At 44.3% G+C, this 21930-nt stretch carries 23 protein-coding genes; 7 read left to right on the forward strand and 16 right to left on the reverse strand.

All coding sequences use genetic code 11. The annotated features are described in order from the left end of the window. Positions 1-5 precede the first annotated feature (5 nt). From PHE37_RS00960 to nadA, 15 genes are all read right to left on the reverse strand, one after another. The gene (locus PHE37_RS00960) at positions 6-917 is read right to left on the reverse strand and encodes a DUF302 domain-containing protein (protein ID WP_299996075.1); all 912 of its coding nucleotides are present in this window, start codon (positions 915-917) and stop codon (positions 6-8) included. Between the two features lie 11 nt (positions 918-928). After that, complete coding sequence (locus PHE37_RS00965) at positions 929-1363, reverse strand: DsrE family protein (RefSeq protein WP_299996077.1); 435 nt, start codon at positions 1361-1363, stop codon at positions 929-931. After that, complete coding sequence (locus PHE37_RS00970) at positions 1360-2268, reverse strand: MBL fold metallo-hydrolase (protein WP_299996078.1); 909 nt, start codon at positions 2266-2268, stop codon at positions 1360-1362. Before PHE37_RS00970 ends, PHE37_RS00965 begins: the two co-directional genes overlap by 4 nt. 10 nt (positions 2269-2278) lie before the next feature. After that, positions 2279-3880 (reverse strand): OprD family outer membrane porin, encoded by a 1602-nt coding sequence (locus PHE37_RS00975; RefSeq protein ID WP_299996080.1) that lies wholly within the window; start codon positions 3878-3880, stop codon positions 2279-2281. 34 nt (positions 3881-3914) lie between these two features. Further along, positions 3915-5681, reverse strand: coding sequence for a thiosulfohydrolase SoxB (gene soxB, locus PHE37_RS00980; RefSeq protein ID WP_299996082.1), 1767 nt, complete (start codon positions 5679-5681; stop codon positions 3915-3917). 10 nt (positions 5682-5691) lie between these two features. After that, entirely contained in the window at positions 5692-6459 is a 768-nt protein-coding gene (soxA, locus tag PHE37_RS00985; protein ID WP_299996084.1) for a sulfur oxidation c-type cytochrome SoxA, read from the reverse strand. 3 nt (positions 6460-6462) lie between these two features. Beyond that, the gene (soxZ, locus tag PHE37_RS00990) at positions 6463-6798 is read right to left on the reverse strand and encodes a thiosulfate oxidation carrier complex protein SoxZ (protein WP_299996086.1); all 336 of its coding nucleotides are present in this window, start codon (positions 6796-6798) and stop codon (positions 6463-6465) included. 117 nt (positions 6799-6915) lie between these two features. Then, positions 6916-7389 carry a thiosulfate oxidation carrier protein SoxY gene (soxY, locus tag PHE37_RS00995; RefSeq protein ID WP_299996088.1) on the reverse strand — a complete coding sequence of 158 codons (474 nt, stop codon included), beginning with the start codon at positions 7387-7389 and terminating at the stop codon, positions 6916-6918. Positions 7390-7405: 16 nt separating this feature from the next. Further along, positions 7406-7924, reverse strand: a complete 519-nt coding sequence (gene soxX / locus PHE37_RS01000; protein WP_299996090.1) for a sulfur oxidation c-type cytochrome SoxX — start codon at positions 7922-7924, stop codon at positions 7406-7408. Positions 7925-7997: 73 nt separating this feature from the next. Further along, on the reverse strand, positions 7998-9203 hold the full coding sequence (locus tag PHE37_RS01005) for a HAMP domain-containing sensor histidine kinase (protein ID WP_299997310.1): 1206 nt from the start codon (positions 9201-9203) through the stop codon (positions 7998-8000). After that, complete coding sequence (locus PHE37_RS01010; RefSeq protein WP_299927217.1) at positions 9154-9807, reverse strand: response regulator transcription factor; 654 nt, start codon at positions 9805-9807, stop codon at positions 9154-9156. The genes PHE37_RS01005 and PHE37_RS01010 overlap by 50 nt, the downstream gene beginning before the upstream one ends. Continuing rightward, the gene (locus PHE37_RS01015) at positions 9804-10931 is read right to left on the reverse strand and encodes a cache domain-containing protein (protein ID WP_299997307.1); all 1128 of its coding nucleotides are present in this window, start codon (positions 10929-10931) and stop codon (positions 9804-9806) included. Before PHE37_RS01015 ends, PHE37_RS01010 begins: the two co-directional genes overlap by 4 nt. Further along, entirely contained in the window at positions 10931-11998 is a 1068-nt protein-coding gene (flhB, locus tag PHE37_RS01020; protein ID WP_299997304.1) for a flagellar biosynthesis protein FlhB, read from the reverse strand. The genes PHE37_RS01015 and flhB overlap by 1 nt, the downstream gene beginning before the upstream one ends. 3 nt (positions 11999-12001) lie before the next feature. After that, positions 12002-12817, reverse strand: coding sequence for a carboxylating nicotinate-nucleotide diphosphorylase (nadC, locus tag PHE37_RS01025; protein WP_299997301.1), 816 nt, complete (start codon positions 12815-12817; stop codon positions 12002-12004). Next, positions 12814-13806 carry a quinolinate synthase NadA gene (gene nadA / locus PHE37_RS01030; RefSeq protein ID WP_299997298.1) on the reverse strand — a complete coding sequence of 331 codons (993 nt, stop codon included), beginning with the start codon at positions 13804-13806 and terminating at the stop codon, positions 12814-12816. Before nadA ends, nadC begins: the two co-directional genes overlap by 4 nt. Positions 13807-13959: 153 nt before the next feature. Here nadA and plsY point away from each other — a divergent pair, with 153 nt between their 5' ends. The 7 genes from plsY (at position 13960) to PHE37_RS01065 (ending at position 19523) form a co-directional block, all read left to right on the forward strand. Continuing rightward, a complete protein-coding gene (plsY, locus tag PHE37_RS01035; protein WP_299997295.1) occupies positions 13960-14574 on the forward strand; it encodes a glycerol-3-phosphate 1-O-acyltransferase PlsY in 615 nt (204 codons plus the stop codon). Beyond that, positions 14571-14897, forward strand: a complete 327-nt coding sequence (locus PHE37_RS01040) for a dihydroneopterin aldolase (RefSeq protein WP_299997292.1) — start codon at positions 14571-14573, stop codon at positions 14895-14897. The genes plsY and PHE37_RS01040 overlap by 4 nt, the downstream gene beginning before the upstream one ends. Before the next feature lie 80 nt (positions 14898-14977). Next, positions 14978-15619, forward strand: a complete 642-nt coding sequence (locus tag PHE37_RS01045; protein ID WP_299997289.1) for an OmpA family protein — start codon at positions 14978-14980, stop codon at positions 15617-15619. Positions 15620-15774: 155 nt separating this feature from the next. Continuing rightward, positions 15775-16446, forward strand: a complete 672-nt coding sequence (gene hsrA / locus PHE37_RS01050; protein WP_299927184.1) for a homeostatic response regulator transcription factor HsrA — start codon at positions 15775-15777, stop codon at positions 16444-16446. Further along, the gene (locus PHE37_RS01055; protein ID WP_300008099.1) at positions 16425-17741 is read left to right on the forward strand and encodes a HAMP domain-containing sensor histidine kinase; all 1317 of its coding nucleotides are present in this window, start codon (positions 16425-16427) and stop codon (positions 17739-17741) included. Before hsrA ends, PHE37_RS01055 begins: the two co-directional genes overlap by 22 nt. A 65-nt stretch (positions 17742-17806) precedes the next feature. Next, positions 17807-18061 (forward strand): YfhL family 4Fe-4S dicluster ferredoxin, encoded by a 255-nt coding sequence (locus PHE37_RS01060; protein WP_295013171.1) that lies wholly within the window; start codon positions 17807-17809, stop codon positions 18059-18061. Position 18062: 1 nt separating this feature from the next. Next, positions 18063-19523 carry a Ppx/GppA phosphatase family protein gene (locus PHE37_RS01065; protein WP_299996476.1) on the forward strand — a complete coding sequence of 487 codons (1461 nt, stop codon included), beginning with the start codon at positions 18063-18065 and terminating at the stop codon, positions 19521-19523. Positions 19524-19642: 119 nt separating this feature from the next. Here the strand turns inward: PHE37_RS01065 and bamA are convergent, their stop codons facing one another. Continuing rightward, entirely contained in the window at positions 19643-21907 is a 2265-nt protein-coding gene (gene bamA / locus PHE37_RS01070; RefSeq protein WP_299996473.1) for an outer membrane protein assembly factor BamA, read from the reverse strand. Between the last annotated feature and the right edge of the window lie 23 nt (positions 21908-21930).

Below are 21930 nucleotides of genomic sequence, written 5' to 3' on the forward strand. Positions count from 1 at the left end.
TTAAACTACTCCACTGTACTTTGAAGAACACTTTCAAAATCTTTTTGTGCTTGCATTAACACTTCTTTAGCTTCAGCATCATTCACAGCGGCACTGCTCATCCAGTTATAAACTCCCGGGAATCCCATAACGATTTCAGCAGCATCTTTTTTCTTATACACCATCAATGTACACGGTGCAAAAGCCGATGCTTCCGGACGGGTTTTAGCTACCGTGTAAATAACTTTGAGCTTGCAGATGGAGTATGTATCGTAAAAACTAAACGGACTCTCCTCCCCGTTTTCAGTCAACATGAACTGATAATCGGTAAAGTTTGAAAGGACAAATCCGGCAGGTTTAAGCCCCTCTTCGAGCATCATTTCGGCATCGTCTTTATCGCTTTGCCAGTTTTTTACATCGGTCTTTTTCACAAATCGGGTCAACAGCTTCCCTTCAGCCGGTAATGAAGTGGCGCTCTTTGTTTGTTTCGTCGTTTTCGGAAGAACGGTTTTTAGCGTTGCAAAAACCTTTTTTTCGATCACAGTAAATTCGGGTGCTTTAAATCCGGCGATCTTTTGCATCGCATCGGCGCTCAAGACGGATACGTGCAGATCTTTTTCACCTTTACGTTGGTAGATTCCTACCCCCATCGGTACGAAAATACCGCCGTCCGGATGGCTTTTGACCAAAGAGGCAGCCTCTTTTTTAGGGATAACTGTCATTAAATTAAATACGGCAAAGTCGCTTTCTCCGAATTGTTTGTTGAACGGACCCGTCATCTCTGAGTCTGCCGCTATCACAAAACCATTGGCCTCAAATGCTTTTTCAATCATTGTCGGGGTCAGCTTTCCATCGGCGTTAGGCGCGCTGAAAAGGTGTAAGTCACCCCCAAAAAGGGACAAAAATCCCGCTAACACTACTAGTACAATTGCTTTCATACTAAAACTCCTTATGGATGGATATAAACGGCGCCCTCAGCGGAACGCTCTATAATTTCTGCGATACCGGCACTGACAATCTCAACCCCGTCGATTAATTCTGAGGGTTGAATATTTTTAGTACGCATAGTATTTCCGCACGCAACAAATTCAACCCCGTATTGTTGAAGTGCATCAACACGCGGGGCGAATTCTTTCTCTCTTTTCAAGACGGTACGTATACCGTGATAATACGCAACAATGCGCATATGCACTTTTTCCGGACCGTAAAACTTTAAGACATTGTTCGCGGTGCTAAGGACATGCTGAATCGTCTCATCATCTCCGGAGCTCACCCCTAAAACAACCTCTCTGGGTTTGTCTATTGACGGCACCGGCTCAGCCAAGCGGGTATCCGCAAACACAGCAGATGCCAATACCAACAACAAGATCATTATCTTTTTCATTTTTGCTCCCATTCCAACGTTCGATACGCTGCTTCTACATTTCCTCGGTGCATTGAATCGTACATATGCAACGTTTGGAAAGCCGGCATTTTGACTTTATCGATTGTCTCTTCTATCCCTAATCCCTCATCAAGAGCTTTTCGGATTTCACTGCGCATCTCGCTTAAATACGCATAAGTCATATCGATTGCACCTTTATCGGTACGATATCCATGCCCACCGACAATCGTTTTGGCACTGTAACCCTTTAACTCATCCAGTGCTGAAATCCAGCCGTTGATATCTCCCCCCTTGAGAGAGGGGACACGATCATTGAAGACAAGATCTCCGGCAAACAGAACTTGGGCCTTTGGGACAAATAGTACCATATCTTTGGCGGTGTGTGCCCGCTGTTTCATAAAATGAAATTCCAGAATCTGATCCCCGATACTCAGATTTTCATCCGAAGTAATTATCTCAGACGGCAGTGTCGGAACAGTTTTAGCATACGCTTCGGGAGAGATATAGGTTTGCATTCGGGTCGGTTCACGCGTATCCGCGTTCACTTTGAAATCTTCTGAACCCAAAACTCTAACTCCCATTTGGGTAAAAAACCCGTTCCCGAGCCAATGATCGTCATGTACATGCGTGTTAACTACCAGAAGAACCGGTAACGGTTTGATCGCTTGCATCTTTTTGAATGCCGATGCCGCATAATTATACGAAGAGCCGCTGTCGATAACAACATAGCCCTTCGCCGTATCAAGATAACAGGTGTTAACCATATTGCCGTTATTAGTCGTATTCATCGCTTCGGGCATACCGAAAAAACAGGTCACTTCGGAAGTGATCTGTTTTGGGCTCAGCGGCAGTTCATACGCACTGAGCCCGATAACGAAGATACATAAAAGCAATAAAAATCGCATCCTTTATCCCTTAAAAGAGGTAGTTGATCTCGAAACGGTATTCATCATATGATGCATAATCCGTTGTTGCTTGAGTCCCAAGAACAGGGCTTGTTCCCGTATACAGGTTGTCCGCATTTACTGTTGCAAAGCGGAATTTAAACTCAGTATTTGGAATTTCTTTGAATGTTTTCCACATATCAACATGAAAAATATCACGATCTGAGAATCCGCTAGAATAAGCTTTTCCTTCATCAAAATTCATATTCTCATAATCGGCGGCTACTTTGAAACCTTCGATAATGCCAGCTTTTCCAAAATCATACGTTGCTTTTACAGCCCAGCTTTTAGTGTTAGCAATCCAGTCTACCTGTGCCATCGAACGGGTATACCCACCTGTAGGAAATCCCCGCCACGGAGCGATGATATCAGCGTCATTGGCTACTTTTGAATATCCAACTTGTAATGCGAGAGGACCGTTTTCCGCCACGAGACGTGCCATAATGATACTTCCGTCTACACTATCAGGATTCGTATAGTTTGCACGTGCATTAGCACGTTTTGCAGCATCAGGAAGACCACTACTATTAAAAGCAACTACATTACCACTCAAAGCAGCGCCCCCAATCGCACCGGCACCGTCATCCATCTGACGAAGATATCGGACACCAGGAGTCAGTGTCCATGCATCGTTCACTTTAATCTTATAATTGCCTTCAGTCACAAGGGTATTGAAAAATCCGCTGATTCCTACATATTCAGCATCAAGTTTCAAATTAGAAATCGATTTGTTAGAAGCCGTTAGTAATAGCATTTCAGGATCTACATCCCCTCCAGCTTGACGGATGTTATAAACACTAAGACCTTTATGAACACCAGAATCATCATTCTCGTAGACTTTATCACCCTTCACTGCAACAGATGTGTCTCCTTGATCATAAGCTAATATACTATGAAATTCCTGGTGGTCACGTAGCTTTTGGCTCATGATATAACCTGCACGTAGTGTTGTATTTGGAAGGTCTTTATTCTCCATAACCGCTGCTTCGAACGTATTTGGAATCATTTTTGTGTCATTGGTCGCGAGCATAATACTATCGATCCCTTGACGCCCGATTTTGACATCGGTTTTGCCGTGTTTATACTCTCCGTACGCTTCAGCAAATACACCAATGGATGCTTCTGTACCATCCGGACGTGTACGATAAGTATCTTTTCCTGATTTTCCATAGTTAGCAGTAAGTGTATTTGTAGTGTTGCTGACAGTATTTTCGCCTACCATCGGAACCGTTCCGTAAAATCCGACTGTTGCACCAAAGCCTTTAAAAAATCCTGTTTTATAAACTAGACTTCCTCCAAGACCCCATTGATTATTGTCATGAGTACGTTTATAAATATCACTGTTTGTCAAATCTTCATTTTCCCAATCATACCAAAACATGTTCGAACGAAGGCGTCCATAAACTTCTCCTTTGGTAAACATTTCAGTGAATGAATTAACATCACCTGGCGCTTTAGTATATTCAACCTGATAATTATCTTTGAGCACGCGATCTTCTGTTTTAAGCGCATACGCCGACGTCGTCAATAAACATGCGGCAGCTGCTGCCATACTAATCTTCATCATTTTCATTCTTAACTCCTTAAGTTTTAATGCATCGCAGGGCTTAACAGCCCTTTGAACCTTTACGAGGACAACCGCAATCGTAATCGAGGATATCCACATTGCTGTGACCGTCGATATTGACATTTTTTTGACGTCGGATGTACGATGCCGTCACATCATAAACCGGACGGGTCAAAGACTCTCGTAGGTTGGTTCCTGCATTTTGCAAATTACCGCCCCATGAAGAGACTTTGTACGTTTTGTTATCATCCAAAGGTTTCCCTTTGACCAATATATTACTGATACGCTTACCACTCGGTGCACCGATTTTGATGCTGTACGTAACACCGCCCAAACGGCTCATATCCCCCCCTTGCTGATACAGCGGGTTCGGATTGAACACGTTATCGGCAATATCTTCGAGGAGTGAGCGGATATGTTTACCGGTCAATTCAAACGTGTAGACATTAGGATAAGTGATCGCCGTCATATCATAGACACTGTCCATAGTAATCGCGTCTCCGCCGAGTACCGTCGTTCCCCATCGATATCCCGGAGTAAACGAGATGTCCGAATCCATCGTATCGATGATCGCATCATTGATGAGTTCGTCGAACGGTGAATGGAAGGTATCACGTTTGTACAAGATGTTTTTGGTCACACCGAGTACTTCGCTAAACTCTTTCTCATGCGGAGCATACAGAGAGTTCACCAATTCGACCCCTTCAGGGTCAGCCGGGATCAAGTTTGCCGCTACCGGGATCAGTTTGTACTCATACCCTTTGACTTTATGGTTTTTGATATCGATATCCAAACGCCCGATATATTTACCATGGCTTCCCGCAATCACGATCACCGTACCGTTGATAACCGTCGGCTGAGGAGACGGGTCATGCGTATGTCCGCTGAGGATGAAATCGATCCCTTTGACTTGTCGCGCAACCTCTTGGTCAACGCTGAAACCGTCATGCGACAACACGACAACACAGTCCACTTTTTCCTCTTTACGTAGTTTATCGACATACGTTTGAAGAGTATCCAAACGGAGACCGAAACTCCACCCTTGGGTAAACTCTTTCGGATTTGCCGTAGAGGTAAACGGAAACGACTGACCGATGATACCGATCTTCGCACCGCCCCGTTCTTGAATCGTGTATGGTTTAAAAATCAACTCTTCGAAATCTTCGGCAAATGAATCATCTCCGATGATATTTTGGGAGATAAACGTCGCATTTAGCATTTCGATCAGCTCTTTAACCCGTGTTTTGCCATAGGTAAATTCCCAGTGACCGACCATAACGTCGACACCGAGGTAATTTTGCGCTTTAACGATTGCTTCACCGGTCGTTTTGAGCGCCAGACCTGTACCCTGCCATGTATCACCCGAGTCCAGAAGCATGACATTATCCGCCCCGCGCTCTTTTTTGATATGGTTGATGAGGGTTTTCATATGGGCGATCCCCCCCATTTTCCCGAATTTGTGTGCCAATGCATCAAAATTCATATGGGTATCGAAATAGGCATCGAGCGTTTTGCCTTTCATGCCGTAATGTTTTAAAAACGATTCACCGCACAAAAATCCGGGAGTTCCCGTAAGATTCGGTGCCGAAATCAGTGTCGAAGGCTCACGCCAGTACAGCGGTTTGATATGCGCATGCATATCACAGATATGCAACAGCGTCACATTTCCGCGGGCATTAAATGAATAAATATCTTTCAACCCTACCTCATCAGCCCGTTTCGGGGTTGAAGCGGCTGAACCAAGAGTCGGCAAACCGATCCCTAGTGCGGCGGCGATATGGAAAAAATCTCTGCGTGATACGTCCATACTCTCCCCCTTAGCGTTTCAAGCCCGGGATTTGAATCTCGTTGCCTTTTGTTTTATTAGTAATGTAGACTTCGAGTCCTACCATCTCACGAGAACCCAACGGGATTTTTGCTAACAACGCATTATCCATACATTGTTGGAAACGTTTATCCAATAATGTTGTTTCGCTTTTTGTCATACGGTACGCCGGCCATGTTCCTGCCGCTCTGTTTACACCCAAATCCGGAAGCGGTTGCATACGAAGACGCTGCCCGATGATGTCTGGACTGTGACAACTGTTACATGAAAGACCGCGACCGCCGCGACGTTCTTCAAATACTTCTTGACCGAGCTTCATCATCTCTTTCATTTGTGCGTTAGCTTTGACATCGATCGATGTTTTTTTACCGTTCGCCAATGATTTGACATACGCAGTCATTTTGAGCATCTCTTTGCTCTCTAATTTCGGAACCGTTTTGCCTGCATCAGCCGCCGCCATTTGGATCGTTTGAGAGAGTGTCACCACTTTTTTTGCCGCATCGACATACCGTGGAAAGCCGGCAATGTAATTTGATAAATCTTTCTCTTTAACACCCAACATTTTGCTATAGGCATCCAGAGTAGTCATGCCGCCAAACAATTGTTCACCCTCAGCAATATCCATATCTGCCGGATTATTCTCAAGCATTTCAGCGTACATTGCTTTATCGGCGTCGCTCATGCTCATTTTCTCTTCGGCATTGGAATTACTCAAAAGTGCCAGACAAATCAATGCGGCACTTAAAGACAGTTTACGCATTATTTATCCTTTAGGGCTAATTTGTTGAGTGGTCTCAACGCTTTGCCCTTTGTTATCTTTGGCAATGACTTTAAGTGTTCCCGCACCCGGTACTTTGAAACTGATCGAGAATAACGGATTGACCGATAGTGATTCCCAAATGACCATCTTTGTAATCAACTGATCGTTAAACATAAAGTTTACTTCGTTGATGTAATGCGCAGGGATAATCTCGCCTGTGTCTTTGTTTTTACGCATTCCGGTTTCCATCGGATGCATCGCCATAAAGTCGATCTTGACGACTTCACCTACTTTGTACTCTTTTGGTTTGATTTTAATCAGTGTTTTCATCTCTGCCATGGGTTATCCTTTATCTTTTTTCATTTACATTTCTGCCTCGATAGAGGCAAGCTTTAGTGCCTTAGCGGCTAGCGTAGCCAATCGGGGCGTGTTCCGATGGCGTTAAAAACTATATAATCAACCGCATCCGCCGATGGTTACTTTGACATTTTGCTTTGCACTTAAGAATGTTCCGTCGCTCATTTCGGCAATCGCCACAACATCCTGAGTCCCGCCGAGTTTTACACGGGTACCGAAATAGGCTTCGCCGTTGGCAGGGGTAAGATAGATGTTTGCACATCGGACATTTCCGTTTTTAGATGCCAAGATATGAATCGCTTTGACATAATCTTTACTTGTCATAGGGCTTTCTACATTTACTTTAACCGGAACAACCGCACCGTTTTCTGCGATTTCAGGTGCCGATACAACAACTTTAGCAGATGGAGTTACCGGTTTTCCACCTGTAATTGCCGCTACTGCAGCATCGTAATTCATCTCGTTCGGTCCTACAACCTTTTTTGCTTCATCCGCCGCACTTGCAATTTGAGGCATCATAGCAGTACACGCTGCTACGACTCCAAATCCTTTTAAAAATGATCTGCGTTCCATAGTTTCTCCTTGGTAATTATTTTTTTGATACGATATAAGAGGTCAAATCACACACTTCGCGTTCATTCATCAACCCATTGGTCATGTTGATCGTCATATGGGTAACCGGATTGTCGACACGAGCATCCGCAATTTTTTGGTAAACAAACTCCGCTTTTCGTGCACCGCTGTCCATAAACAACCCTTTATAGTTGCTCAGATCGGGTCCGATATTGCCATAGCCCTTTGCACCTTCGATATTGTGACACGCGACACAATTTCCGAATTGTTTCTCTTTTCCGTCAGGAAGGATTTTAACGAGACCTTCCGGCGCGGGATCTTTTGCATCTTTTCCATTTAGATTGTGGAAAATATACTTCCCTCGTGCAATGACGGCAGGATCTTCACTGATACATCCCGCCGGCATAGCATACACTTTCGGTGCAGGAAGGGCATCTTTTTTTAAAATGGCCGTCGCATCCGGGCTTTCGATCACTTGCGATAAATCTGCCGCTCCCAAAAGGGTGGCGATTCCAAGCATTATTGCTATTCGCATTGGCTCTCCTTGTTCTAATGTTCACCTAGCATTGTAAAGAAGGAGTGTAAAATTAATGTAAAAAAAGAGGAAATTATGCGTCAATAGAAAGAGGTGGGTAAAAAGTGTAGCTAAATGTACTCCCCTTACCGTAGATAGAGTCGATTTTGAGTTCGATGCCCGCTTTATCAATAATCGACTTCACGATATTCAAACCGATACCGAATCCGCCTTTGTCACGGTTTTCCCGATAATAGCGTTCAAAAATTCGGTTCACATCTTCAATCCCAACACCGTTATCTTGAAAGCTCATTACACATCGATTCTCAAAATGTTCTAAAACAACCGTGATCGTCCCCTCTTCATGCGAATACTTGATCGCATTAGAAAGATTGTTATCAATAATACGTTGTAACTGAGTCGGATTAAATGCGATAAAAATACCCTCTTCAATACGGGGCTGAATCGTAATGTTTTTCAGTGCGGCAACTTCCGAAAAATAATCAATCCGCTCTTGCAGATAGTGACTCAGATCAATCCGCTCATATTCAAATGCCAAGCGCTCGTTTTTGATCAGATAGTCCATGTCATTATAAAGTGTTGCCAACGTTTTGGTTGCCGCTTTGATCCGCTGCAGATATTTATTGGTGGGATTGGAACGGTTATAGAGATCGATATTGACGTTGATAATCGAGAGCGGCGTATTGATCTCATGCATCGAGTCTTTAATAAACTGATCAAGCCGCTTGTTAACGCGCTGAAACGGAAGGGCAAACCGATCCAGAAAAAAGAGGGAAAGGACAAATATTAGTGCCGCGATAGAGAGGAGAATGACGACAACATCCTGATAAATACGCACATACGACAGTTCTCCCCCTACTACCAAATACGATGCATCGAAATATCGCCCTTCCGGAAGTGCCTCGATCAGATAGGCGTATCCGTTTTGTACATGATATCCGATTTCCTGTAGTTCCAGAGGCTTATCAATGAGGCTGAAAACAGGTTTAAAATGTTCATCATATAATCCCGACTGAAACGAACGAAACCTCGGGTAATCAAAAGGCTGCGTCTCTTTCGGGTCAAACTCTTCCATCGTTCGTAAAATCAGATGCGATTGATGCTTTAGTTTAAACTCATACTGTATCTCATACACGTATTTCATATAAGTGACATACAGATACGTCGGTGCCAACAGCAATACCGCAACGAGCATCGTATAAAAAAAAGCGTTTTTCAGTGCGTAGAAATTATCGTTCAATGATGTATCCCAGCCCGCGCCGATTTTGAATGATCTCAATCGGGAGCTTTTTTCTCAAGTTGTTGATCTGTACCCGTATGTTTGCCGGATCGACATATTCTCCCCATATTTCATCCTGAAACATTTCGACCGATACCACCTGATTGGTGTGTTTCAACAAAACCGTAAAAATCTCTTTTTCGGTTTTACTGAGTGCGATATTCTGGCCGTTATGAGTTAACGTAAAATTTTCAGTGTCATAAATCAGATCCGAACCGAAATCGATTTTGTTTTCCCCGTCGTGATAATAGCTTTTGAGTGCATGCATGATCCGTATCTGCAATTCGGTCAGATCGAAAGGCTTGCGGATATAGTCACAGCATCCCGATTTGTACCCTTCCTGCAAATCACTGACGTTTACCATAGAGGTGAGGAAAATAGCCGGAGTTTTATTCCCCTCTTTGCGCAGCGTCCGCAGCAATTCAAATCCGGTCATACCCGGAACGTTCACATCGAGAAGATAAAGATCGAAATGGGTTTCATAAATAGCGTCAAACGCTTTTTCTCCGTTGGAAAACCCTGATACTTCATACCCCATATCTTCCAAAAATTCGGTGATGCTGACGCGTAGCATGTATTCATCTTCCAGTAACAATACTCTCATCGAATCTCCCCTTTTATCTTTTTGTTCACTTTATAATCCAACATGATTCCGATCAACTCTTCTTTTGAGTAGGCATCCAAGCGATCATGCGCCTCCTGTAAAAACAGCTCCCGATCTTCAGGAGCCACCGTGTCTTTGAGGTAGAGGAGATCTTTATCGTACACGCTTTGGAACAATGCATTATCAAACGATTTTTTGACCATGACATCATAAAGCTCATTACGTGAAAGATGGATTAGGAATGAAATATCTTCTTCGTCCGAATGGGCATAGGTTTTAATCTGCTTCGGAGAAAGAGAGAAGACGAATGCGCCGATTGTTTCTCCTGCTCCGTTCTTCATCGGTTCATAAAAGAGATAACGTCCTCCGCTGGAGATGACACGGCTATGCTTAAGAACATTAAAATTGACCCCTCCCAAAAGTTTCAGGTCACTTTGGGTGTATTTTGGATTCGCCAAAATATATTCTTTCCCGATAGCGGGGTTTTCTTGCATAAATACGGCCGTATCATAAAATTGTGCATCCATTAAAACATACATTTTAACCCCTAACCGATCGAAATAGTCCTGTGTCGATTCAAAAAAGGAGACGACTTCGACAAATCCGAGCATTTTATCACTGCGATAGACCGGAACTGTTGCTTTCACCCCAAGTTTACGCCCCACTTCGATCGCCGAGCGGGGATTTCTGTGGGTTTGGAAATAGAGTAAATCGGGGCGAAGAAACTCAAGCGGCATCCCCGCATACGAGTTATCCCAGCTGCGGGCGAAAATAATATAATCCGAGGTGATAACCTGAGAACGTATCAACGCATCCGTATTGACCTTAATCGATTCCATCCCCTCCGAGAGGATTTTGAATCCTTTGTCCTCATCATCATTTTCCAATGCATCGTTGAGTGCCGTATTTTGGGAGAGGATGAGGGCATAACGCAATGCTGTCGAACGCTCTTTTTCAAGCTGGTTATTAAGAGCCAATGAGAGCTGATCGCTCAGCCGTTCCAGCGTTTGCGACGTCACTTTTTTATCCAACTGCCACAGAACAACCCCTAAGATCATCATAATGACCAAAAATACCGCGGCAATCGTCTTTTTATTCGCAAAAAGCTTAACCCAGCGATCCATTACGGCGTCTCCTTGCGTTTTTTGCCCATTTTATACACGTAAGCCAACACCTCTGCTACAGCGGCAAACATCATATCGGGGATTGCCCGGTCAATCTCGACCTCTTTATAAAGCGATCGTGCGAGCGGAGGGTTTTGGACGATATGGACTCCGTTTTCGCGTGCGATTTTTTTGATCTGTATAGCAATATTATCCACCCCTTTTGCCACAACGACGGGAGCATTGTGCTTCGTCTCATCATACTTGATTGCGACCGCATAGTGGGTCGGATTCGTAATCACCACATCCGCGGTAGGGACAGAAGCCATCATCCGCTTACGTGCCGCCTGAAACTGAATCTGGCGTATTTTTGCCTTGATATGCGGATCCCCTTCCATATTTTTAAATTCGTCTTTAATCTCTTGTTTCGACATTTTGAGTTTGTCAAAATATTGTTTTCGAGTGAGGAAAAGATCGATCAGTGCATAAAAAGTAATGATGATGAGCATGACTGCGGCAAGCACGATCACTTTATCCCGAAGCCATCCCATCTGATCTTGCAGGGTAAAAAGCGCTACAGTCGGCAGTTCTTGGATGTAATACCAAAAAAACAAAAATCCGATCCCCAACGCCGTAAATGATTTAAGGGTGATTTTAATCGATTCAAGCACTTTTTGCAGAGTAAACATATTTCCGAGCCCTTTGATCGGATCGAGTTTGGAAAAATTCGGCATTAACGGTTTTGTCGTAAAATTAAATCCGATTTGAGCTACCGTCCCTGCGACTCCTGCAACCGCAACGATGATACTGATCGGCAATGCCATAATCAAAAATTCCCGAAATGTGACAAATGCCATATCAAACATCAACTCTCTCGTCAACGGCTGTCCCATAAGGGAAAAATAATAGCGTGAAAGATTGAGAATACGATCCGCAATAAACGTAAACATCATAATCAATCCCAAAATAGCGACGAATAAAACGAGAACCCCGACAATATCCTGACTCTTGGCGACATTCCCTTCCGCTCGGGCGTCTTCAATCTTCTTGGAGGTGGGTTCTTCAGTCTTTTCTTGATCGTCGGCCACGTATTAATCCATTTTCATCGACATATCGATCCAGTTGGCCTGATGAATCATCGAGCCGGTACTGATCGCATCCACCCCCGTTTTAGCATATTCCGCAATCGTCTCCAGGGTGATATTCCCGCTCGCTTCGAGCAAGACGCTGCTATGATGTTCCCATTTGTACTCCACCACTTCACGAAGCTGTTCAGGTGTCATATTGTCACACATTACGATGTCGGCTCCCACCTGCATTGCACGTTTAGCCATCTCAAAATCTTCCGCTTCAATCTCGATTTTTGAGGTAAATGGGATTTTTTTACGTGCTTCCGCCATAAATGCATCCAAATCATCTATCGTTTTGAGATGGGTATCTTTGAGCATCAGGGCATCGTCCAATCCCATCCGATGGTTCGTCGCTCCGCCGATACGGCTCGCGTATTTTTCAAAATTACGCAGAAGAGGACGGGTTTTTCGGGTATCGAGAAGTTTGGTTCCATAAGGTGCGATCAAATCGACGTATTGACGAGTCAATGTCGCAATCGAGCTGGCATGCAGCAGCATATTCAGCAAAGTACGCTCTATACGAAGAAGGGTATGCGAATCGCCGCTGAGACTCAACACTACGTCTCCTTTTACAAATCGTTCGCCGTCACGTTTATACGATACCATATTGAACTTTTCGAGTTCAGCCAGTACACGCAGATATTCTTCTCCCGCTAAAACACCGTCACTCTTGGCAATAATTTTCGCAGATGCGGGAACAGCCTGAGAAACGCGCGCATACAAATCCCCACGCCCTACATCTTCGGCTAACACTTCACGGATAAATTGTTCGATCATAGCGCCATCATCCTCTCAAGTGCAACTTTTGCCCAGTACGCCGTATCTTCATCCACCTCGATCTCATTGATCGGAGCACCGTCTTCGATCGCTTTGAGGGCGAGATACAAATCTTCCAGTGTCGTCTCGTTCATCGTCGGACATTCAGGCTTGGTACTTGAAAGAATATACGTGTTACTAGGGCGCAGACGGTTGACCATGTTAAACTCGGTTCCTACCGCCACCTTTTGATCGGCAGGAAGTTCCGTAATGTACTTGATGAGCTGCGACGTCGATCCGACGAAATCGGCACGATCACAGATAGCAGGATCGCATTCCGGATGAACGGCGATCAAAATCCCCGGATATTTGTTACGATAGAACTCGATGTCGTCGACACTGAAGAGCTGATGAACGGAGCAAAAACCGTCATAACAGATGATATCGGCCTCTTTCGGATCGGTTCCGTCTCCGATGACGCACGATTTGAGTCCCATCATATTGGCGATGTTTTGACCCAAACAGCGGTCAGGGACAAAAAGGATCTTTTTCCCCTCGGCGAGTGCTTTGGTAATAATCGTTTTGGCGTTGGAGCTGGTGCAGACCATCCCCCCCATTTTCCCGACGCGGGCTTTTACGGCAGCGTCGGAATTGATATAGGTGATCGGTAAAATATCTTCCGCTTTGATCCCCGCATCTTCGAGTTTCTGGATCGATTGGTCATAATAGAGCCCGTCGATCATTTTTGCCATCGCGCAGCAGGCGACTTTTGGCATTACGACCCGTTTGTGCGGACTGAGGATTTTAACGCTTTGCCCCATGAATCCGACACCGCAAAATACGACAAACTCTTTATCGTCCGCCATCGTACGTTTTGCCAATTCGAGAGAATCGCCCGTGATATCTCCCATCTCAAACACTTCATCACGCTGATAGAAGTGTGCCACAACGGTGACACTGAGACGGCTTTTAAGATCAATAATTTTTTGTTTTAATTCTTCGGTATTCAAACCCGTATTCCTTCTCTATTCGGTAAAGCTGTTATTATAACCAAACTCATATCGCCCACTCCTTGAAGGGAAAACTTTCTTAAGCACTTTTTTAGGCAGTTGTAACCATCGGTGAATTATAATATCGACTTGTTTATCCCAAAAAGGAACCTAATGGATTTTTTATTTAATCACAATGTTCAGTTTTACCTAATCGCCTACCTGCTCGGAGGTATCCCGTTCGGACTGATTCTCGCAAAAGTGTTTGCCGGAGTCAACGTCAAAGAATCGGGTTCTCAAAGCATCGGTGCAACGAACGTTCTTCGTGTCGTCAAAGAGACCAATCCGTCATTGGCTAAAAAACTCGGTGCCGCAACGCTCGCTCTCGATGCACTCAAAGGAATCGCCGTTGTCCTCGCCGCAAAATATTACGGAATGGATGAGAGTGTCCAATGGCTTGTTGCCGTTCTTGCCGTCATCGGTCACTGTTTCAGCCCTTATTTGTGGTTCGAAGGGGGCAAAGGGGTTGCAACCGGAATGGGAGTCATGATGGTCATGCTTCCGATTCCAACCCTCATCGCTCTTGTCGTATGGGGAGTTGCGGCTAAAACGATCCGTATTTCATCTCTTTCATCGATGCTCGGACTCTTAGCCCTCGTGATAGCGTCTTTCGTCCTTTACCCTGCTATGTTCCATGCGCCGGTACTGTTCATCGCCTTTATTTTATTTTACAAACACATCCCGAATTTCATCCGTCTTTTCCAAGGGGAAGAGAAACGGGTTGCATGAAAATCCTGATCGAGAACCTTACCTTTGACACTATCATCGGGATCCTCGAACATGAGCGCACAACAGCTCAAAAAGTTCACATCGATTGCATAATCGACTACCCTTATTCTGAGGGTCATTTTATCAATTATGCCGAAGTGGCGGAAATGATTGAAACGACAATGCACAAAGAGCGGTTTGAACTTATCGAAACCGCCCTCGAAGTTCTGAACGCGACGCTCAAAGAACACTTTCCTCTGATAAAAGAGCTTTTATTAACCATACGAAAACCGACAATTCTCCCCAATTGCAGTGTTGGCGTACAACACGCAACACACTATTAACCCTCACCGCGTCAACAATTGATTCACGTTTGCACGATATAATCCCTCTATAAAACTCTTACCCAGATAAAGGAACAACCATGACACGTAACGTCTTATCACTTTTAACAGCAGGACTCTTATTTATCGGATGTGCTGAAACCCAAACCGGTCTTTCTAAAACACAAAGCGGTGCACTTATCGGAGGGCTTGTCGGTGTGGCTGCCGGAGCGGCTACAGGTAATCACAGTGCCAAACGGATCCTCATCGGAGGTGCTATCGGCGCGGCGGCCGGAGGAGGAATCGGGTATTATATGGACAAACAGCAAGAGGAACTTAATAAAGAGCTCAAAGGAAGCGGCGTAGCGGTACAACGTCAAGGCGATACGATCAACCTCAATATGCCGGGCGGCATTACCTTTGATACGGGCAAAGCAGTAATCAAGCCTAACTTTAATCCAGTCTTGGATGATATTGCCAATGTCATGATCAAATATCCTGAAACCAAAATTGAGGTCCAAGGGCATACTGACAATGTCGGAAGCGATGCGGACAATCTTAAACTCTCCGAACTGCGCGCTCAAAGCGTTACAACGGCGCTCATCAACAGAGGGGTAGAAAGCACACGTCTCAGTCCCGTCGGATACGGCGAAAGCAAACCGATAGCGACAAACGATACTCCGGCCGGACGTGAAGCCAACCGTCGCGTCGAAATCAAAATCATCCCGAATCCTGCAAAATAAATTCTTTTCCTCTCTTTGCATGAGAGGAAATTTCTCTCCGAGAAGCACTATTTTCGTTTTTAAAAATTCCAATATTTAAAATAAATTGAAAAATAGTTTAAATTTTCCTAAAATTGTGGTATCATTTCCGGAAAATTTCGCACCGAGGAGCGTGAATGCGCATTCTGATCATTGAAGATGAAGTAACCCTCAACAAAACCCTCGCAGAAGGGCTAAAAGAGTTCGGTTACCAAAGCGATGTCGTCGAGACTTTGAAAGACGGAGAGTACTATCTCGATATCCGTAACTATGACTTGATCTTGATGGATTGGATGCTGCCGGATGGCAATAGCATCGATATAATCCCTGACATTAAAACCAACACCCCTAAAACCGTAATCGTCGTTCTTTCTGCGCGTGATGATAACGAAAGTGAAATTGAAGCGCTTCGCGCCGGTGCTGATGATTACATCCGTAAACCGTTCGATTTTGACGTACTTGTTGCCCGTGTCGAAGCACGTTTGCGTTTCGGCGGCAGCAACATCATCGAGATCGATGATTTGACAATCAATCCTGAAGAGGAAAAAATCATCTATAAAGAAAAAGAGATCGAGCTCAAAGGGAAACCTTTTGAAGTATTGACTCATCTTGCACGTCACCGTGACCAAATCGTTTCAAAAGAGCAATTGCTTGATGCGATTTGGGAAGAGCCTGAACTCGTTACTCCGAATGTTATCGAGGTTGCAATCAACCAAATCCGTCAAAAAATGGATAAACCTCTCGGTATTACAACCATCGAGACGGTACGTCGCCGTGGATACCGCTTTTGTTTTCCAAAAGAAGTATAAGACGACGCTTTCTCTTCCAACTCATTGTCGCTTCGGCGGCATTGGTTATCCTGTTTTCCTCTTTTTTATATCTGTTTATCAAACAATCTATTTACGATGAGAAACAAGCCGAATTAATCACGTATGCCGAAAATATTTCTGCCTATAAATCTCTTTTATCCTCTCAGCAAAACAATGCGGACGCACTCATGGGATTAAGTGTCGAACTCGTAACTCTCAAATCGCAAGTAGAACATCTCGATTTTTATGAAACGCTCCATAAAGATAAAACAACAACCTTGACATTGGTCTATCCGTTTGATTTTGAACACTCATCCTATCTCAAAGTAAGCCGGGATATAACGCCGACAAAACGGCTCTTGGCTAAAATTCTCAATTCCATTTTCATAATCAATGCAGTCGGTTTTGTTGTCATTATCCTCTATGCAATCGCCTTTTCAAAAATGCTGATTGCCCCGATTACCGCACTTAGCCGACGTTTAGCCAATATGAACGAGCATCTGATCCGACCGATCAAAGTTGAGCAGCTCCCTGATGAGTTCGAACCTCTGGGCGAAACGCTTAATCGTCTGATGGCACGTATCCAAAACTTTGTGAAATATCAAAAAGAGCTCTTTATCGGTGCGGCTCATGAGCTTAAAACCCCGTTGGCGGTTATCAAACTTAAAAATCAGGTTACCCTGATCAAAAAGCGCTCACCCGAAGAGTATATCGAAGCGATCCGCATTACCAATAAAAGTGTCGATGAGATGAATAAAATTGTCGCCAATATTTTGAATATCGGCCGTCAGGAAGGGGCTCAACTCGAAATTCCCGTCGAAGCCGATATTATTCAGATACTCAAAAAATGGGAAGGAGATTTCGCTTTGCTGGCAGACAGTGAAAACAAAACCCTTAAAACCCATTTTACGCCGGATTCGTTTATGGCAGTTCTTCAAGTAACCCTGCTTAATCAAATCCTCCAAAATTTCTTGCAAAATGCCCTGAAATTTACTCCTGAGGGGAAAATCATCCTCTTTCAAAGTTATCTCAACGATGTCGGAATCGTCATTGAAGTCATTGATGAAGGGTGCGGAATCGATGAAAGCGTGGATCTTTTTGCGCCGTTTAAGCGGCAGGGGAATAAATCAGGGGTTGGGCTCGGCCTCTTTTTAGCTAAAAGTGCCGCTGAAGCCATCGGAGCGCAAATCACCCTGACCAATCGTGAGGACGGAGTTGACGGGTCATGTGCCCGACTTGTCCTCCCTTCGAAACTGTGTTGTGTCCTTCCGCAACGTAAAATCTCAAAGGTTTAAAAATGCTCAAAGGTTCGTTTCGCTATAAATCGCGCATAAACGAAAACTAATCGAGGGTTTAACCTATGCCATTACTAATAGTCGATGAATGTATTGCATGTGATGCATGCCGTGAAGAGTGCCCGATGGATGCGATTGAAGAGGGCGATCCGATTTATATCATCGATCCTGACCGTTGTACCGAATGTGTAGGAACCTACGATGAGCCTGCTTGTATCGCAGTATGTCCTGTTGATTGTATTATCCCCGATAAGGATAATGTAGAGACTATGCAAGAACTCCTCTATAAGCATAAGCAATTGCAAGAGGAAGAGGAGTAATATGGCGAAATGTACCGCCGTTATCGACATAGGAAGCAATTCCATGCGCCTGGCGGTATTTCAAAAGACCAGCCGTTTTGCTTTTCATATTCTTCATGAGGTTAAAAGTTCCGTTCGTATAAGCGAACATGCCTATATTAACAACGGCTTTCTCCAAGAAGAGGCGATGGACCGCACGGCCAAAGCTATTGGTGAATTTTTATCTATCGCCCGTTCTTTTGACGCACGAAAAATTTTATGCGTCGCAACCTCTGCCTTGCGTGATGCTCCCAATGCTTCCGTATTTCTCTCCCGCATACAACGTGAACACAATCTTTCCATCAAAGTAATCTCAGGGGAAAAAGAAGCGTATTTCGGTGGGATCGCCTGTGCGAATCTTCTGCCTCGGATGGATGCCCTCACCGTCGATGTCGGAGGCGGATCGAGTGAGTTTGCTCTGCTTCGAAACGGTAAAGTCGAGACTCTCTTTTCCTTGAATATCGGTACGGTTCGAATAAAAGAGCTCTTCTTTGACCAAAACAATATCCCAGGCGCAATCGCCTATATTGATGAAGCCCTTAAACAGCTCCCTCAATTCAATGCAGACACTCTTATCGGAATCGGCGGAACGTTTCGGGCCATTACCCGTGCATTAATGAAAAAAGAAAATTATCCTTTGAGAAAACTGCATGGATTCAGTACCGATGACACTCGCTTTTTAGGATTTACCGGACAAATTCTAGAGGCAGGGGCCAAGAAACTTCGCTCACTTTATATCAAGCCCGATCGTTTTGATACGATAAAACCCGGCGTATTGATCCTTGAGCGTATAATCCGGCATACGTGTACCACACAACTCGTTTGCAGCGGTGTCGGAGTACGTGAAGGGGTATTTTTGAGCGATTTGCTCCGCAATTCGGGAGACATGTTCCCTGCCAATTACAATCCGAGTGTCCGCTATCTGCTCGATACCTATGCGATCCATAGTAATCACGGTTTACAATGCGCCCATTTATCCAAACGTCTTTTTGAACTCCTTGCATCCCCATTGAATATCAATCCGATCTATCAATATGAACTGGTCATTGCGGCAAAATTGCTCTCTATCGGAGTCGGAGTCCGCTATTATGCGTATCAGCGCCACAGCCACTACTTGGCAATGAATGCATTGGACTATGCATTAAGCCATTCGCAGATTGTCCTAATATCTCATCTTCTGTTGTTTAAAAAAGGGCATTCCTCTTCCTCATTAATAGCAAAAGAGGGGTATGGTTCTCTTTTACCCGATAATGCGACCGTAGATGCCCTCTCAGCCATTCTTCGCCTCTCTCATATCCTCATGGCTAGCCGTGTCAATGCATCGTCTGTAAGCGTTAGTTATGAGAAAGGGATAGTGCATGTTCAGGGAGATAATCTCTATTTAGCCAGAGAACAGCTGAAAAATATCATTCTTCCAAAAAATCTGACGGTTGTGTTTGATTAGGTTATAGAGCGAGTGACTTCATACAATCACAAGTGATTTTGGGCCTACTGCCGAAGTAAACTTAGCGTTAGCGTAGTCATCGGGGCTTTGCTCCGATGACGTTATAGCAGTAAATAGTGTTAGAATCGTTGTCCGATGGTAAATTCAAAGTGGGTGACGTTATCACCCGCTTTATTCCCGATTGGATTGGCGAATACGAGCTGTAACGGTCCTACTGGGCTAAACCACTCTAAAGACACCCCATAACCTCCCCGTTTGATTTCAGTTAGGCTGCTGTCTCCGATCATCCCGTAATCGACAAAAGCGGCTGCCCGCATCTTCGCCTCAGGAACAAGTGGGAAACTGAATTCAAGATTATTCGAGAACGTTTGGGTTCCGCCGATTTTAAACGGTTTATTATTGATATCCAACCCTTGTGTCGGAGAAAGGGAATAGCTTTGATATCCGCGAACCGAACCGATCCCCCCCATATAATATTTTTCTCCGATTGGCAAATCTGTATCTTGGCTTCCGCTGTTTTTCACATAATTAAAGCGGGCTTTGTAGCGTAAAATCAAGTCAAAATCGGTCAATTTTTGAAGCCCTCGGTATATACCGAAACTGGTTTTACTTTTCCAAAAATCGGTATCTCCACCCAATCCCGCTTTTTCAAAACTCTGAGAGACCACCATCCCTTCGCGCGGAATATAGTAATCGTCAGTGTTATCAAACGTAGCCGAAACCGAGGCTGAACTTTTGGTATAGTTCGCATAATAACGGGGATCTATTGTTGTTGTAGTCGTAGTGATCCCCGTATTATTGACATCGGTATAGCTGTTTTGGGAGTAGTTGTACCCTAAATATCCGGTTATATATCGACTAAAGCGATGTCCTGTACCGATACTGAGTCCATTGGAATTGATCGTATAACTGCTGTATTTGGTTGATGTTTTACTAACCGAGAAATTACCGCTGAAATCGCTGTCGTTTAGACGGGGATTTGAAACATTAAATGAATAGTTTTGTGTCCGTTGAGATTTTTCAAGGTTTACCCCGACGTTGATCCCCGAACCGAAAATATTACGGTCACTCACCGCAACACTCATCAAGATACCGCCGAAGCTTCCGTATCCTCCACCCAACTGGATATTTCCGGTCGGTGCCTCTTTGGTCTGAACGATCAAATCCATCGACTCATCGTCAATCCGCTTCTCTTCAATCGTATTGCTCTCGAAATATCCGGTTCGCCCGATCGCATTACGGGAATCTTTGAGATTGGTAAGGCTATACAAATCGCCCGGTGCCAAGAAAAGTTCACGGCGTACTACACGGTCTAATGTACGGCTATTTCCTGAAACAACCACATTACGGATATGAACTTTTTTACCCGGAACGATGCGATAGACGACATCAACGCTTTTACCCTCTTTGTCTTTTTTCAAATCAGGCAATACCTGCACATATGCATATCCCAAATCGGCGATTTTGGTTTTAATCCGATCCGCATCGTCTCGGAATGTTTTAATGTTAAACGGCTTGTTTTTTTCGAGACTGATAACGCTCAATATATCTTTATCCGCAATCACCGGAGTGTCTTGAAAAACAAGAATATCGCTGACACGGTAAACATCCCCTTCGAAAATGGTGTAATCCATTTGGGCCGTATAGTGGTCAAAATCGACCTGAACAAACGGTTCGTCCACTTTCGCATCCAAAAATCCGCGCTGCATGTAAAAATCGCGGATACGCAACGGATCGTATTGCAGCTCGCTGAGTTTCATTTTACCGTCATTGCGTCCCCACATCCAACCCATGAATTGGTGCTCTTTATTGGCGATCATACTGTTAAATTCATCACTGTCTTGGGTAACGACTCCCGCATAGTGAACTTTTTTGATAATGATCTCTTCCCCTTCATTGACAATAAACGTAACCTGCATACTCCCGTTATCGAGTTTAGTCGTATCAATCTCGACGACTGAATCGATTTTTCCGTCTTGACTTAACGCATCGATAATCCGTTTTTTTGCGCTTTCAAGCCGTTTTTCATCGTATAAAGCCCCCTTCTCGATCTGCAAGAGTGTCTTTTTAGCCTCTTCATCGTTCTCTTTGTACCCTTTGAGCTCGATTTTAGAAATGATCGGTTTCTCTTTGAAATGGAACGTCACTTTTCCGTCGTTCTCTTCTGCCCAAATATCTTCAAAATACCCTTGATCGAAGAAGTTTTTAATTGTCTTGTCAACTGCAACCGCGTCCAAAGGAGCTCCGATTTTGACTTCATTGAGACGTTTAGCAACCGCCTCGGATATATGGACCATGCCGTCATACTGAATCGATTGGACATTTTGCGTAGATGCATGCGCCAACGCGCTTGCGACTATCAATGAGAGGGTAATTGTTTTCAAGCCAAGATTTCCGTTGCGTTAAA

The sequence above is a fragment of the Sulfuricurvum sp. genome, from assembly GCF_028681615.1.
Lineage (GTDB): Bacteria > Campylobacterota > Campylobacteria > Campylobacterales > Sulfurimonadaceae > Sulfuricurvum.

What these genes read in the sequence shown, in the direction of transcription:
- hsrA (WP_299927184.1), top strand. Translation starts at nt 15,775, where the DNA reads ATGCGCATTCTGATCATTGAAGATGAAGTAACCCTCAACAAAACCCTC.
- soxX (WP_299996090.1), bottom strand. Translation starts at nt 7,924, where the DNA reads ATGCGAATAGCAATAATGCTTGGAATCGCCACCCTTTTGGGAGCGGCA.
- PHE37_RS00970 (WP_299996078.1), bottom strand. Translation starts at nt 2,268, where the DNA reads ATGCGATTTTTATTGCTTTTATGTATCTTCGTTATCGGGCTCAGTGCG.
- soxZ (WP_299996086.1), bottom strand. Translation starts at nt 6,798, where the DNA reads ATGGCAGAGATGAAAACACTGATTAAAATCAAACCAAAAGAGTACAAA.
- soxB (WP_299996082.1), bottom strand. Translation starts at nt 5,681, where the DNA reads ATGGACGTATCACGCAGAGATTTTTTCCATATCGCCGCCGCACTAGGG.
- soxA (WP_299996084.1), bottom strand. Translation starts at nt 6,459, where the DNA reads ATGCGTAAACTGTCTTTAAGTGCCGCATTGATTTGTCTGGCACTTTTG.
- PHE37_RS01040 (WP_299997292.1), top strand. Translation starts at nt 14,571, where the DNA reads ATGAAAATCCTGATCGAGAACCTTACCTTTGACACTATCATCGGGATC.
- PHE37_RS00960 (WP_299996075.1), bottom strand. Translation starts at nt 917, where the DNA reads ATGAAAGCAATTGTACTAGTAGTGTTAGCGGGATTTTTGTCCCTTTTT.
- PHE37_RS01010 (WP_299927217.1), bottom strand. Translation starts at nt 9,807, where the DNA reads ATGAGAGTATTGTTACTGGAAGATGAATACATGCTACGCGTCAGCATC.
- PHE37_RS01060 (WP_295013171.1), top strand. Translation starts at nt 17,807, where the DNA reads ATGCCATTACTAATAGTCGATGAATGTATTGCATGTGATGCATGCCGT.
- plsY (WP_299997295.1), top strand. Translation starts at nt 13,960, where the DNA reads ATGGATTTTTTATTTAATCACAATGTTCAGTTTTACCTAATCGCCTAC.
- nadC (WP_299997301.1), bottom strand. Translation starts at nt 12,817, where the DNA reads ATGATCGAACAATTTATCCGTGAAGTGTTAGCCGAAGATGTAGGGCGT.
- PHE37_RS01015 (WP_299997307.1), bottom strand. Translation starts at nt 10,931, where the DNA reads ATGGATCGCTGGGTTAAGCTTTTTGCGAATAAAAAGACGATTGCCGCG.
- PHE37_RS00975 (WP_299996080.1), bottom strand. Translation starts at nt 3,880, where the DNA reads ATGAAAATGATGAAGATTAGTATGGCAGCAGCTGCCGCATGTTTATTG.
- PHE37_RS01045 (WP_299997289.1), top strand. Translation starts at nt 14,978, where the DNA reads ATGACACGTAACGTCTTATCACTTTTAACAGCAGGACTCTTATTTATC.
- PHE37_RS01065 (WP_299996476.1), top strand. Translation starts at nt 18,063, where the DNA reads ATGGCGAAATGTACCGCCGTTATCGACATAGGAAGCAATTCCATGCGC.
- soxY (WP_299996088.1), bottom strand. Translation starts at nt 7,389, where the DNA reads ATGGAACGCAGATCATTTTTAAAAGGATTTGGAGTCGTAGCAGCGTGT.
- PHE37_RS00965 (WP_299996077.1), bottom strand. Translation starts at nt 1,363, where the DNA reads ATGAAAAAGATAATGATCTTGTTGTTGGTATTGGCATCTGCTGTGTTT.